General features: G+C 56.6%; 11 protein-coding genes. All 11 read left to right on the top strand.

From position 1 onward, the window contains the following. The first annotated feature begins 1 nt into the window (after nt 1). Nucleotides 2-1,528 carry a UDP-N-acetylmuramoyl-L-alanyl-D-glutamate--2,6-diaminopimelate ligase gene (locus tag HCH_RS26425; protein ID WP_011399596.1) on the top strand — a complete coding sequence of 509 codons (1,527 nt, stop codon included), beginning with the start codon at nt 2-4 and terminating at the stop codon, nt 1,526-1,528. A 33-nt stretch (nt 1,529-1,561) separates the two neighbouring features. Then, the gene (locus HCH_RS26420; protein ID WP_202945276.1) at nt 1,562-2,893 is read left to right on the top strand and encodes a UDP-N-acetylmuramoyl-tripeptide--D-alanyl-D-alanine ligase; all 1,332 of its coding nucleotides are present in this window, start codon (nt 1,562-1,564) and stop codon (nt 2,891-2,893) included. 47 nt (nt 2,894-2,940) lie between these two features. After that, the gene (mraY, locus tag HCH_RS26415; protein WP_011399594.1) at nt 2,941-4,023 is read left to right on the top strand and encodes a phospho-N-acetylmuramoyl-pentapeptide-transferase; all 1,083 of its coding nucleotides are present in this window, start codon (nt 2,941-2,943) and stop codon (nt 4,021-4,023) included. A 7-nt stretch (nt 4,024-4,030) separates the two neighbouring features. Next, nucleotides 4,031-5,371, top strand: a complete 1,341-nt coding sequence (murD, locus tag HCH_RS26410) for a UDP-N-acetylmuramoyl-L-alanine--D-glutamate ligase (protein ID WP_011399593.1) — start codon at nt 4,031-4,033, stop codon at nt 5,369-5,371. Then, the gene (gene ftsW, locus HCH_RS26405; RefSeq protein WP_011399592.1) at nt 5,368-6,561 is read left to right on the top strand and encodes a putative lipid II flippase FtsW; all 1,194 of its coding nucleotides are present in this window, start codon (nt 5,368-5,370) and stop codon (nt 6,559-6,561) included. Before murD ends, ftsW begins: the two co-directional genes overlap by 4 nt. Then, nucleotides 6,558-7,640: an undecaprenyldiphospho-muramoylpentapeptide beta-N-acetylglucosaminyltransferase gene (murG, locus tag HCH_RS26400; protein ID WP_011399591.1), complete on the top strand. Its 1,083-nt coding sequence runs from the start codon at nt 6,558-6,560 to the stop codon at nt 7,638-7,640. The genes ftsW and murG overlap by 4 nt, the downstream gene beginning before the upstream one ends. After that, the gene (gene murC, locus HCH_RS26395) at nt 7,633-9,066 is read left to right on the top strand and encodes a UDP-N-acetylmuramate--L-alanine ligase (RefSeq protein ID WP_420794865.1); all 1,434 of its coding nucleotides are present in this window, start codon (nt 7,633-7,635) and stop codon (nt 9,064-9,066) included. The genes murG and murC overlap by 8 nt, the downstream gene beginning before the upstream one ends. 89 nt (nt 9,067-9,155) lie before the next feature. Beyond that, entirely contained in the window at nt 9,156-10,103 is a 948-nt protein-coding gene (locus tag HCH_RS26390) for a D-alanine--D-alanine ligase (protein WP_011399589.1), read from the top strand. Between the two features lie 113 nt (nt 10,104-10,216). Continuing rightward, entirely contained in the window at nt 10,217-11,056 is an 840-nt protein-coding gene (locus HCH_RS26385) for a cell division protein FtsQ/DivIB (protein WP_011399588.1), read from the top strand. A gap of 29 nt (nt 11,057-11,085) precedes the next feature. Beyond that, complete coding sequence (ftsA, locus tag HCH_RS26380) at nt 11,086-12,318, top strand: cell division protein FtsA (protein WP_011399587.1); 1,233 nt, start codon at nt 11,086-11,088, stop codon at nt 12,316-12,318. Between the two features lie 91 nt (nt 12,319-12,409). Further along, nucleotides 12,410-13,573, top strand: a complete 1,164-nt coding sequence (ftsZ, locus tag HCH_RS26375; RefSeq protein ID WP_011399586.1) for a cell division protein FtsZ — start codon at nt 12,410-12,412, stop codon at nt 13,571-13,573. Nucleotides 13,574-13,664 lie beyond the last annotated feature (91 nt).

The raw sequence follows: 13,664 nt of genomic DNA, 5'->3' as shown, positions 1-13,664 counted from the left end.
TATGCCGGGTATCGCGCAGCAACGACTGGCGGAACTGTTGAAGGGAATTGCGGAGGTGCCGGCCGCTTTGGACTGTTGGCTATCTGATATTCAACAGGACAGCAGAAAAGTAACCAGCGGCGCTTTGTTTGTCGCGGCTGAGGGCGTCAGTTCAAATGGCGCTCAGTATGTAGAGGATGCGCTGGCCAGAGGCGCTCGCGCCGTACTGCTGCCGGGAACGCGCCAGCATGTGTATGAAAAGGGCGACGTGGTCTTTATTGAACTGGCCAATGTGCGACCGGTTGTTGGGATTATCGCGCACCGGTTTTTCGGTCAGGCGACGCATCGTATGAAAGTAGTGGGAGTCACCGGTACTAACGGTAAGTCATCCGTCACCCATTACGTCGCGCAAATGGCGGAAGGGCTGGGAATGTCCGCGGCGGTAGTAGGCACGCTTGGCTACGGTCGTCCAGACAGCCTGAAAGCGACTACGCATACCACGCCGGATGCAGTGTCTTTGCACAGGGTGCTGGCGGAGCTGCGCGATGAAGGCATTGAACTGGTGGCGATGGAAGTGTCCTCCCATGCGTTGGATCAGGACAGAGCGGCGGGGGTTAACTTCGATGTGGCGGTGTTGACCAACATCACCCGGGATCACTTGGATTATCACGGCACGCTTGAGGCGTACGCGGAGGCCAAGAAGCGGCTGTTCCTGTCGGATTCCGTGCGCTGGAAAGTGTTCAATCAGGACGACCCTTATGGTGCGCGCTGGGCGCAAGAGCTGCAAGGACCGAAAACGCTGACGTTCAGCATAGGAAAACAAGATCAGACCGCAGCGGATGTATGTGCGGAAGACATTCATTTTGACGCGGATGGAATGAGTTTTGCGCTTGATCTTGGCGCAACACGCGAACCTGCGCGATTGGCGTTGGTTGGCGAGTTTAATTTATCCAATGCATTGGCTGCATGTGCGGCCATGTCAGCGTTGAAGGTGGAGCCGCAGGCTGTGCGTCAGCAGCTGGCGCGATTAACGCCAGTGGCTGGACGTATGCAGCGGCTGCATGAAGACAAGGCGCCGACTGTCCTGGTGGATTACGCGCACACGCCGGACGCCTTGGAAGTTGCGTTGAAGGCGGCGCGCAGGCATTGCCCGGGACGTCTCTGGTGCGTGTTTGGCTGCGGCGGCGACCGCGATCCAGGCAAGCGACCTCTGATGGGCGCAGTTGCTGCGCAGTATGCGGACGAAGTGGTGCTGACTGATGACAACCCTCGCGGAGAAGATCCGGAGAGCATCGTTGCGCAGATTGTGAAAGGCGCGGAACAAGGCGCGCACTTTCAGGTGGTGCGTCCTCGAAATGACGCTATCCGCTTCGCCGTGGAGCATGCGGCCCAAGAGGATGTGATTTTACTGGCAGGCAAAGGACACGAGGATTATCAGGAGATTCAGGGGCGGCGTTTGCCGTTCTCGGACATAGCTATAGCCCGCGACTGTCTGGCTTCTGTGGTTGGCGCGCGAGGCGCGAGAAGTTCCGCCAACGGCGAAATTTGAAGACAAGAGATAGTGACGATGATCGGAGACTGGTTGACAGATGACATTGCGAAAGCGGTCGGCGGAGCGGCTGAGGGCGACAGCGTCGCTTTTACGCGCGTTACGACCGACTCCAGGGCGGATTGCTCCGGCGCTTTGTTTGTCGCACTGAAAGGCGACCGCTTCGATGGCCATGAGTACATAGACGCCGCCGTCTCTCAGGGCGCTGTCGCCGTAATGGCGCAAGCCAAAGCGAACGCGGACGTGGCGCAGATTATCGTGCCGGATAGTCTGGCGGGGTTGGGGCGACTGGGCGCGCTTAACCGGAGTCGCTTTAACGGTCCAGTGGCGGCTGTCACCGGTAGTGCGGGCAAGACCACAGTGAAGGAGCTGTTGGCTTCTATATTGTCGCAGCGTGGCGACGTATGTAAGACCCAGGGCAACTTTAACAATCACATCGGCGTGCCTTTGAGCCTGCTGCAGCTAACGGAAGAACACCGGAGCGCCGTGTTTGAGCTGGGCGCCAGTGCGGTGGGGGAAATCGCCTATACGGTGGCGCTTGCGCGTCCGCAGGTGGCGATTCTGAATAACGCCGCGGCGGTGCATGTTGAAGGGTTTGGCGATCTGGCGAGCATTGTGAAAGCCAAGGGCGAGATCGTCTGCGGCTTACCTGAAGATGGCGTGGCGGTGTTGAACAAAGATGACGCTAATTTCTCCGCATGGGTGGAAATGGCGGGCGCGCGCAAAGTCATCAGCTTTGGTTTGGATGACTCTGCGATGGTGAGAGCGCAAAACATACATCTTGAGCTGAACGGCTCCACGTTTCGGTTATCCGCGCCAGAAGGAGGCATTGATGCGACTCTGCCGTTGCCGGGCGCGCACAACGTTCGCAACGCTTTGGCTGCTGCGGCCGCCGCTCTGGCGTTGGGATGGACGTTGGAAGAGGTGCGTGACGGACTCGCGTCGGCGGCTCCAGTGAAGGGGCGCATGAACAAGTTACTGGGAATTAACGGGAGTGTCATTCTTGATGACACCTACAATGCCAGCCCGACTTCGATGAAGGCCGCGATTGATGTCCTGGCCCGCTATCCGGGGCGTCGAATCGTCGCGCTGGGGCACATGGGAGAACTGGGCTCCGTTGCAGAGGACGCGCATAGGGAGGTTGCTCAATACGCCAGGGACAATGGCGTAGATATGTTATTGGGAATAGGCCGCTGGGCGGCGGAATATCGTGAAGGTTTCGGGGATGAGTCCCCGGTTGTGACTACTCATGACGACATCGCCGCATGGTTGCGGGAGCGCTTGGACTCTAACACCACCGTGTTGGTGAAAGGCTCACGGAGCGCGGCGATGGAAAACGTTGTGAAGCAGATAGTGGAGAAATGAAATCGTATGAACGTCCGTTCATCAAAAGCGATGGGAGACGGGGCTAAATGCTAGTCTGGGTAGCTGATTTTCTAGCGCAGTATTTCAGCATTTTCAGTGTGTTCCAGTACCTCACGCTGCGCGCGATCCTGGGTGTCTTAACAGCGCTGCTGATCTCCCTGCTGGTGGGGCCGGTGATGATTCGCAAGCTCAGCTATTACCAAATCGGGCAAGCGGTCAGAGACGATGGCCCTGAAAGCCATTTCAGCAAAGCCGGTACGCCGACCATGGGCGGCGCGCTGATTTTGGTGGCGATTGCGGTGAGCACATTGCTGTGGGCGGACCTGACCAACCGCTATGTGCTGATCACTTTGGGCGTGACCCTGTTGTTTGGGGCTATCGGCTGGGTGGATGACTGGCGCAAAGTCGTTGAGAGAAACCCTAAAGGCCTGCCGGCGCGCTGGAAGTACTTCTGGCAATCTGTATTTGGTTTTGGCGCGGCTGTCCTGTTATTCAAAACCGCACACTTACCACAGGAAACGACATTGATCGTTCCTTTTTTCAAAGACATCACTTTGGCGCTGGGCGTGGGATTTGTGCTGCTGACCTACTTTGTCATCGTGGGCGGCAGTAATGCGGTGAACCTGACTGACGGCCTGGATGGTCTGGCGATTATGCCAACAGTCATGGTAGGCGGCGCTCTGGCTGTATTCGCTTATTTGTCCGGTCACGTGAAGTTTGCTGAGTATCTGCATATTCCTTATTTGCCCGGGACCGGCGAGCTGGTGATTTTCCTGGGCGCGCTGGTTGGCGCAGGACTGGGGTTTCTCTGGTTCAACACCTACCCGGCGCAGGTATTCATGGGCGATGTAGGCGCTTTGGCGCTTGGCGCTGCGCTTGGCGTGGTGGCGGTCATCGTTCGTCAGGAACTGGTGTTTTTCGTAATGGGCGGCGTGTTCGTGATGGAGACGGTGTCCGTGATTCTACAGGTGGCGTCATACAAGCTGACTGGAAGGCGTATCTTCCGAATGGCTCCGTTGCACCATCATTTTGAACTTAAAGGCTGGCCGGAGCCGAGAGTCATCGTGCGGTTTTGGGTAATAACCGTAGTGTTGGTGCTGGTTGGTTTGGCGACGTTGAAGATCAGGTAATTCGTTCATGTCGATTCTGGCGCGCGACCGTAATATCGCTGTTATCGGATTAGGTAAGACCGGGCTGTCCTGCGCGGATTATCTGACGCGGCGCGGTTATGGTTTTTGCGTGATGGATACGCGGGAGAATCCTTCTGGACTGGCGGAGCTTAATGCGATCAATCCGGATGTTCCGGTTGTGACTGGCAAGTTGGATCAGGACATGCTGGCTCGCGCAGCCGAAATCTGGTTGAGCCCTGGCGTGCCATTGAGCCACCCGGATCTTCAGGCTGTGAAAGGGCAAGTCAAAATCTGTGGCGATGTAGACGTATTCAGCCGTGAAGCCAATGCGCCCATTCTGGCCATCACCGGCTCCAACGGCAAAAGCACGGTGACCACGCTGGTCGGCGAGATGGCGAAGGCGTGCGGCGTGAATGTCGCTGTGGGTGGAAACCTGGGAACGCCTGTGCTGGATCTGCTGGCGGATGAGGTTGAGTTGTATGTGGTGGAGCTGTCCAGCTTCCAGTTAGAGACGACTGATCGCTTGGGCGCTTTGGCGGCGACAGTGCTGAATCTGTCGGAAGACCATATGGATCGCTATGCGGACATGATGGCTTACCACCTCGCCAAGTTGAGAGTTTTCTATGGCTGCCGTCGCCAAGTGCTGAATCGCGATGATGCGTTGGCGCAACCGCCGCTAAGCCGGGAAGCGGAAATCACGTGGTTTACCTTAAAGACGCCCGAGCCTGGACAGTATGGGGTGTTGGAGGAGAAGGACGGAGCCTGGCTGGCCTATGGCGCAGAAAAGCTGTTGCCCGTGGAGCAAATGCGCATTCGCGGTAAACACAACTGGAGCAACGCGCTGGCTGCGCTGGCGTTGGCGGATGCAGCAGGTTTGGAGCGCGAGCCCTGTCTGCAGGCGTTGAGAGAGTTTACAGGGCTGACCCACCGTTGCGAGTGGGTGGCCGACAAAGACGGGGTCGCCTACATCAATGACTCCAAAGCCACCAACGTGGGAGCCACACAAGCTGCATTGGCCGGATTGGGCCCTGTTACAAGCGGTGGAATTGTATTGATTTGCGGCGGACAAGGGAAAGGACAGGATTTCACTCCTTTGGCCCCAGCGGTGAAAGAGTGGGTGTCGACGCTGATCATCATTGGTGAAGACGGCCCTAAATTAAAAGAAGCACTTGCGGGTGGCGTAATGGCTCTGTCTGCGGAGACCATGGAAGAAGCGGTTAAACTGGCGGCGGAAAAATCCTCGCCCGGTGATTTGGTGCTGCTGTCGCCTGCCTGCGCCAGTTTTGACATGTTCAAAAACTATGAGGATCGCGGCGATCAGTTCAAACAATGGGTGAGGGCGTTATGAGCGCATTAACGCTTACCGCTTCCAAAAACACCCAGACGATGACATTGGATTTGCCCTTGCTGGGCTCCGCCCTGGCGTTGGCGGCTATTGGGCTGATTATGGTGACCTCCGCGTCGGTTGACTTCGCTGACGACGCCAATGGGCAGGCGCTGTATTACATGTGGCGGCACTTGACTTACCTGCTGGCCGGCGTTGCCGTCGGCTTTGTGATTTTGCGGCTGCCTTTGGAGTGGTGGCATAAGCAAAGCTGGTTATTACTGGTGGTGGCGCTGGGCTTTCTCGTTGCGGTGCTAATCCCTGGTATAGGGCGCACGGTTAACGGCAGCACACGGTGGATTAGCCTGGGAGTGATTAATATCCAGGCGTCGGAAATCGCCAAGGTCTGTCTGGCGATATATACCGCTAGCTATCTGGTGCGTCGTCTGGATGAAGTGCGCGGCAGCTGGTGGGGGTTCGCGAAGCCGTTGCTGGTGCTGATGCTGGTGGCGTTGTTACTGCTGATGGAGCCGGACTTCGGCGCGCTGGTTGTCACCATGTGCGCAGTAGTTGGAATGATTTTTTTGAGCGGCGTGGCGCTAAGTCGATTCGCTGCGCTTTTGATGTTCTGCGTGGGCAGCGTGGCGTTACTGGCGGTATCGCAGCCCTACCGTTTGAAACGGTTGACGGCGTATACCGATCCATGGGCGGACCAGTTTGACAGCGGTTATCAGCTGACTCAGGCGCTGATCGCTTTCGGGCGTGGCGAATGGAGCGGCGTAGGTTTGGGTAACAGTGTGCAAAAGCTTTTTTATCTCCCTGAAGCGCATACCGACTTTGTGTTCGCGATTATTGCGGAAGAGCTGGGTCTGCTGGGGAGCTTGTTGATTATCGTATTGTTCGGCGTGTTGTTGTGGCGGGGCATGTATGTATCGCGGGTGGCGGAACGCGCGGGCCAATTGTTTAACGCCTACGCCGGCTATGGCGTCACGCTGCTGCTGGGCGGTCAGGCGTTGATCAATCTGGGCGTGAACACAGGGTTGCTTCCAACTAAAGGATTGACCTTGCCGCTGATCAGTTACGGTGGCAGTAGTTTGATTATCAGTTGCTTGTGCGTGGCGATTTTGCTGCGTATTGGCTCTGAGGCGGTTAGTGGCGAGCAGACTGAAGATGAGTCGCCGAAAGTGAAAAACCGGGGAGGCGCCCAGCGATGAGCGGCAAGACTTTCCTGGTTATGGCGGGCGGCACAGGCGGGCATGTATACCCGGCGCTGGCGTCTGCGCTGGCGCTGCGTGAGCAGGGGGCGAACGTCGTCTGGCTGGGCGCGCGTGGAGGGATGGAGGAGCGCATTATTGGTCGCACTGACATTCCTATGCGTTTGATTACTATTGGCGGCTTGCGGGGCAAAGGCGTCGCTGCGTTATTGATGGCGCCGGTAAATCTGGTGCGCGCCCTGTGGCAGGCGTTCAGCGTGTTCCGTAAGGAAAAGCCCGATTGTGTACTGGGAATGGGCGGCTTCGCGTCAGGCCCTGGCGGCATCGTGGCCTGTTTGACTGGCACGCCGCTGGTAATTCACGAACAGAATGCGATTGCCGGAATGACTAACCGTTGGTTAGCCCGCGGGGCGCGCTATGTATTGGAAGCTTTTCCGCAAACCTTTGCTCAGGCGCAATCGGTTGTGACAGTGGGTAATCCGGTCAGAGACGAATTGGCCGCTTTGCCATCGCCACAGGAGCGGGGAATCGGCGCTAGAAAACCGACGCTGCTTATTCTTGGCGGAAGTCGCGGCGCACTGGCTCTGAACGAAGCTGCGCCAAAAGCAATCGCCGCCTTGCCGGAAACGCTGCGTCCGCGAGTCGTGCACCAGGCGGGCGAGGGCAAGGACCAGACCTGTCGCGAGCTCTATGCGAGTTTGGGAGTGGAGGCTGAGGTCTACGATTTTTTACAAGACATGGCCAGTGTTTACGCAAATGCAGATCTGGCTTTATGTCGAGCGGGGGCGTTGACTCTTGCGGAGCTTTGTACTGTGGGACTGGGAGCGCTGCTGGCGCCGTACCCACATGCGGTGGACGATCACCAGACCGCGAATGCCCGGCACTTGGAGCAGGCGGGAGCGGCGAAGATATTTCAACAGGATAATTTAACGGTGGAAAGATTGGCTGAGACTTTGACTTCCCTGCTCGGGCAGCCGCAAAAGTTGCTGGATATGGCTAACGCCGCACGGACGTTAGCCAAGCCCGAAGCGACCAGAGAAGTGGTCAAGTATTGTTGGGAGGCGTGCGCCAATGACTGAGACAACTATGAAGAATACTGTTTGGGGACCGCCCGAAATGCGCCGTATCAGACGCATACATTTTGTGGGTATTGGCGGTTCCGGTATGTGCGGCATCGCGGAAGTGCTGCTGAACCAAGGTTATGAAATCAGCGGTTCCGACTTGAAAGAGTCCGCCACAACCAGACGTTTGAGCGATATGGGGGCGAGCATCACCTTTGGCCATACTGCGCAGAATATTGCCGGCGCCAATGTGGTGGTGACTTCCAGCGCCGTGGCCAAAGACAACCCGGAAGTGACGGCGGCTAATGAGCAACGTATTCCGGTTATCGCCCGCGCGGAAATGCTGGCGGAATTGATGCGTTATCGACACGGCGTCGCCATCGCCGGCACTCACGGCAAGACAACGACAACCAGCCTGATGGCGTCCGTATTAGGTGAAGCGGGCTTGGACCCAACGTTCGTTATCGGCGGTCGTCTGAATAGCGCCGGAACCAACGCCAAACTGGGGGCCTCAAGATATTTGGTGGCGGAGGCGGACGAAAGCGACGCTTCGTTTTTGCACCTGACGCCGATGGTGTCAGTAGTCACCAATATCGATGCGGACCATATGCACACTTATGGCGGCGACTTTGAGAAGCTGAAGCAGACATTTGTCGACTTTCTGCACAACCTGCCATTCTACGGCGTGGCGGTGATGTGCTACGACGATCCGGTGGTGCGTGAAATTATCCCCCGTGTAGGGCGTTCCGTTATCACCTACGGGTTTAACGAGAAAGCGGATGTACGCGCCGTGGATATCGCGCAGCAGGGTATGCAGACATCTTTTACTGCGAAACGCCCAGGCGGTCATCCAGACTTACGCATCAGCCTGAACATGCCGGGCAAGCACAATGTATTGAATGCGCTGGCGGTGATAGCGGTAGCGACTGATGAGGGTATTGCTGACGAAGCCATTGTTTCGGCATTGAATAAATTCCAGGGCGTGGGGCGTCGCTTTCAGGTTTACGGAAATTATCCGGTAGATGAGGGCTCTGTCATGCTGGTCGACGACTATGGCCATCATCCCAGAGAGGTTGACGCCACCATCAAGGCCATTCGCGACGGTTGGCCTGAAAAGCGTCTGGTGGCGGTGTTTCAACCGCATCGCTATACGCGCACCCGGGACCTTTATGAGGACTTCGTGCAGGTATTGTCCAAAGTGGATGTGTTGGTGCTGATGGATGTTTATCCCGCGGGCGAAAAAGAAATCCCCGGGGCGGATGGACGCAGTCTTTGCCGCAGCATCCGGCAACGCGGACAGCTTGACCCGATATTTATCGAGCGCGGCCAGGATGTGAAAGCCGTGCTGAGCGGCGTGCTTCAGGATGGAGATCTTCTGCTGACGCAAGGTGCGGGAGACATTGGCGCCGTCGCAGGCGTATTGGCGGAAGGCGGGCTGCAATAGCAGCCAGAACCTGTACAAAGAAGAGTGAACGATGACGCCAGAAGCAAAGCGGACTGGCGTAACGAAGCAACAAGGTAATTAAATCGCATATGACGGTCGTCAGTTGGGAAAAAGTAAAAGACCTGCCCCCCGCCGATTTCGGCAAGGTGGCGGTGCTGTTCGGAGGCGCGTCTGCAGAGAGGGACGTGTCTCTGAAAAGCGGTGGGCAAGTGCTCGCGGCCTTACGTAACGTCGGTGTGGATTGTTTTCATGTTGATCCGCGCGATGGCTTACAGCCCTTGTTGGATGGCGACTTTGATCGCGTTTTCATCGTGTTGCACGGCCGTGGCGGAGAGGACGGAACTATGCAGGGACTGTTAACCCTGCTGAATAAACCCTACACCGGCAGTGACGTTTTGGCGTCCGCTCTGGCCATGGATAAGCTGCGCACCAAGCAATTATGGGAAACCATGGGCATTCCGACGCCCAAGTATGCCGTGTTGGATGCAGGCAGCGATTGGGAGGCTATTGTAACGGAAGTGGGCGCCGGGCAGCCGCTGATGGTCAAGCCGGTCCATGAAGGGTCCAGCATCGGCATGCGTAGAGTCGTTACCGCTGAAGAGTTGGAAGCGGCCTATCTGGAAGCGGCGAAGTTTGATTCGGTTGTCATCGCAGAGCAGTGGATAACCGGCGCGGAATACACGGTCTCTATTTTAGGTGAGGACGCGTTGCCGGCCATCAAGCTGGAGACAGACCGCCAGTTCTATGACTACGAAGCCAAGTATGTGGTGAACGACACGCGCTACATTCTGCCCTGTGGTTTACCTCAGGACAAAGAAGACGAACTCAAGACGTTGGCTCTGCGCGCCTATCGCGCCATTGGCTGCTCCGGATGGGGGCGGGTGGATATCATGTGCGACGCCGCCGGCCAGCCCTGGTTGCTGGAGGTGAACACGGTGCCGGGGATGACGGACCATAGTCTGGTTCCCATGGCTGCGAAAGCATCAGGATTAAGCTTTGAACAGCTGGTTTTGAGCATACTTGGAACAACATTGTAACCAGGGCGACGAACGACCTGGATGGTAGTCAGGGACGACTGAACAAATTGAAGTGGACGGACGTGCGTAATGATAGTTACGCCAAGGCAAGTAACTGAGAGTCGCTACAGCTAATGACGCCAATGAAGAAGCAGCTCGACAAATCGCTTGGTTCCCGACGCGGCGCAACTGCGACCCGCGCAAAGGAGCGCGCCGACAACCGGAATACCGGGCCGGCTGCGATCGTGCGACTGCTGGCCTTTATCCCGTGGAATCGGGTGCTGCTGCACGTGTCGATCTTCTGCTTTTGGCTATTGGTGTTAAGTGCGCTGATCGCCGGCGTCAAATGGTTGGACCGTCCAGTCGCCACGGTTCAGGTAGTCGGCGAGTTGAATTACGTGAGCCGCGGAGAGGTGAAAGAGCTGCTGTCGCCGTTACTCCACGCCAGTTTTTTTACATCCGACCTAGAAGGTGTGCGTAAAAGTCTGGAAGCCCACCCCTGGGTAAAACGGGCTTCCATCTCCAGATTATGGCCGGACGCTGTGCAAGTGGATCTGGAAGAAGAAGAGCCTTTTGTCAGATGGCGCAACCAGGGCTATATCAACGAAGCCGGGCGGCTGTTCGTTAAAGAAACCGGCGTCGTGGTGAATGGCCTGCCAGCGCTGATTGGACCGCCGCACAGCGAGCGGCTGGTGTTTGATAACTTCCAGAAATGGAAGGCGGAGCTGGCCAAAGTGGGACTGGATGTGAACGGTGTGATCATGGAGTCCAGAGGCGCATGGCTGATCAGCTTTACGGATGGGTGGGAGCTTAACCTGGGGAAGCAGGATGTTGAGGGACGGCTACACCGTTTTACTGTGCTGTTTGAGAAGAAACTGCACCAGGAGCGAGAAAAAATAGCGAGTGTTGACGCACGATACACCCGGGGGGTGGCGGTGAAATGGAAAGCAGACGTTACTCCGGAACAAGGTTGAATGTGAACTTTAAGACAGAGTCGAAATATATGGCGAGTTCGAGTGGGAATATGATTGTGGGGCTGGACATTGGCACATCCAAAGTGGTGGCCATTGTCGGGCAGAGAAATCAGGAAGGAGCGATTGAAGTCGTTGGCATCGGTTCCCATCCGTCACGCGGACTCAAAAGGGGCGTTGTCGTCAACATCGAAACTACGGTCCAGGCCATACAACGTGCGGTGGAGGAGGCTGAGCTGATGGCCGGTTGCCGCATTCACTCCGTCTATGCCGGTATCGCCGGTAGCCACATTCGTAGTATGAACTCCCACGGCATCGTTGCGGTGCGCGACCGGGAAGTGGTGCAGGCGGATCTGGAAAGAGTCTTGGATGCGGCGCAGGCAGTGGCGATTCCTGCGGATCAGCGGGTGCTCCACGTCGTGCCGCAAGAATATGTCATCGACAATCAGGAAGGTGTGAAGGAGCCAGTAGGGATGTCTGGCGTGCGCCTGGAAGCCAAAGTGCATCTGGTTACGTGTGCGGTCAACGCTTATCAGAACATTGAAAAGTGTGTGAAGCGCTGCGGACTGGAAGTGGATGAAATCATCCTGGAGCAACTTGCCTCCAGCTACGCAGTACTGACTGACGATGAAAAAGAATTGGGCGTGTGCGTCGTCGATATCGGCGGCGGCACAACCGATATCGCAATATTCACTGGCGGCTCTATTCGCCATACAGCGGTTATTCCTATCGCTGGCGATCAGGTCACTAATGATATTGCGATGGCGTTGCGAACGCCGACGCAAAATGCGGAAGAAATCAAGATCAAATACGCCTGTGCGCTGACTCAGCTGGCAGGTGCGGATGAGACGATCAAGGTGCCGGGCGTGGGAGATCGCCCGTCGCGGGACTTAAGCCGGCAGTCGTTGGCGGAAGTCGTGGAGCCGCGCTATGAGGAGTTGTTCACCTTGATCCAATCAGAGTTGCGACGCAGCGGATATGAAGATCTCATCGCCGCAGGGGTCGTGCTCACGGGAGGAACCTCCAGTATGGAGGGGGTCGTGGAGTTGGCGGAGGAGATTTTCCACATGCCGGTAAGGCTGGCGGTGCCGCAATGGGTCACCGGCCTGAGCGATGTGGTTAGCAATCCTATGTACTCCACCGCAGTCGGATTACTGCTCTATGGATTTAAACAGCAGGAACTCGGCCGGGGCGCCCAGCACCGGGGAGAACCTGCGGAAAACCTGTTCCAACGGCTGAAGAACTGGTTTATGGGGAATTTTTAATCAGCCCAAATAGAGTCAACTCAAAGGTCTATACCAACTTGCGGAAATTAGTTTCAGGTCGCAGGTACTATAACGAAGAAGGAGAAGGGGAATGTTTGAGCTCGTAGATAACGTACCACAAAATGCAGTCATTAAAGTTGTAGGCGTTGGCGGCGGCGGCGGCAACGCAGTTCGCCATATGCTCGCCTCTTCGGTGGAAGGCGTGGAGTTTATCTGCGCGAACACCGACGCTCAGGCGTTGCGTGATGTCGACGCCAAGCACGTCATTCAACTCGGCGGCAGCGTCACCAAAGGGCTGGGCGCCGGAGCCAATCCAGAAGTAGGTCGTCAGGCGGCGATGGAGGACAGAGAGCGCATCGCGGAAACGCTGAAAGGCGCGGACATGGTCTTCATTACTGCCGGTATGGGCGGCGGCACTGGAACGGGCGGCGCGCCGGTAGTCGCGGAAATCGCCCGTGAAATGGGGATTCTGACGGTTGCGGTTGTGACCCGTCCGTTCCCGTTTGAAGGCGGCAAACGCATGAAAGTTGCGGAAGCCGGCCTGCGTGAGTTGGGACAACACGTCGATTCTTTGATCACAATTCCCAATGAGAAGCTGTTGAGCGTCATGGGCAAAAACACCAGTCTGCTGGATGCTTTCGCCGCCGCTAACGATGTGCTTTTGGGGGCTGTACAGGGAATTGCGGATTTGATTATCCGTCCAGGAATGATAAACGTAGACTTCGCGGACGTTCGCACCGTTATGTCGGAAATGGGCATGGCGATGATGGGCACCGGCGTTTCCAGCGGCGACAACCGCGCTCGTGAAGCGGCGGAAAGAGCCGTACGCAGCCCGCTGCTTGAAGATATCAATCTGCAGGGCGCGCGTGGGATTCTGGTCAATATTACTGCAGGCATGGATCTGTCTTTGGGCGAGTTTTCTGAAGTGGGCGCCACCATTGAAGAGTTCGCTTCCGACGCTGCGACAGTGGTGGTTGGAACGGTAATCGATCCGGAAATGAAGGATGAGTTGCGGGTGACGGTAGTCGCTACGGGTTTGGGCGGTGTACATGACCGACCCACTAAAGTGGTGGACAACTCTTCCCGGACTATGAACGGCACCACTGATTATCATCAGCTGGAGCGCCCGACTGTAATGCGCAAACGCGCTACATCAGTTGTGGGCAATGCGGCGGTGGATCGTCGGGCCGTAGGGGATGAGCAAAACGTGGACTATTTGGATATACCTGCGTTTTTGCGTCGTCAGGCGGATTAAATGAGAATGAGTTCGGTCTTTTAGGTTGGTGCACCTAATACCTTTCTGGTATTATTTGGCCGAATTTTATCCAGATCTTGGTAAATCATTG

Source organism: Hahella chejuensis KCTC 2396, from assembly GCF_000012985.1.
GTDB classification, from domain to species: Bacteria; Pseudomonadota; Gammaproteobacteria; order Pseudomonadales; family Oleiphilaceae; genus Hahella; species Hahella chejuensis.
Note: the sequence above shows the minus strand (reverse complement) of the source record. Positions and strands in the feature narration are given on the sequence as shown.

What these genes read in the sequence shown, in the direction of transcription:
- HCH_RS26425 (WP_011399596.1), top strand. Translation starts at nt 2, where the DNA reads ATGCCGGGTATCGCGCAGCAACGACTGGCGGAACTGTTGAAGGGAATT.
- mraY (WP_011399594.1), top strand. Translation starts at nt 2,941, where the DNA reads ATGCTAGTCTGGGTAGCTGATTTTCTAGCGCAGTATTTCAGCATTTTC.
- murD (WP_011399593.1), top strand. Translation starts at nt 4,031, where the DNA reads ATGTCGATTCTGGCGCGCGACCGTAATATCGCTGTTATCGGATTAGGT.
- ftsW (WP_011399592.1), top strand. Translation starts at nt 5,368, where the DNA reads ATGAGCGCATTAACGCTTACCGCTTCCAAAAACACCCAGACGATGACA.
- murG (WP_011399591.1), top strand. Translation starts at nt 6,558, where the DNA reads ATGAGCGGCAAGACTTTCCTGGTTATGGCGGGCGGCACAGGCGGGCAT.
- murC (WP_420794865.1), top strand. Translation starts at nt 7,633, where the DNA reads ATGACTGAGACAACTATGAAGAATACTGTTTGGGGACCGCCCGAAATG.
- HCH_RS26390 (WP_011399589.1), top strand. Translation starts at nt 9,156, where the DNA reads ATGACGGTCGTCAGTTGGGAAAAAGTAAAAGACCTGCCCCCCGCCGAT.
- HCH_RS26385 (WP_011399588.1), top strand. Translation starts at nt 10,217, where the DNA reads ATGACGCCAATGAAGAAGCAGCTCGACAAATCGCTTGGTTCCCGACGC.
- ftsA (WP_011399587.1), top strand. Translation starts at nt 11,086, where the DNA reads ATGGCGAGTTCGAGTGGGAATATGATTGTGGGGCTGGACATTGGCACA.
- ftsZ (WP_011399586.1), top strand. Translation starts at nt 12,410, where the DNA reads ATGTTTGAGCTCGTAGATAACGTACCACAAAATGCAGTCATTAAAGTT.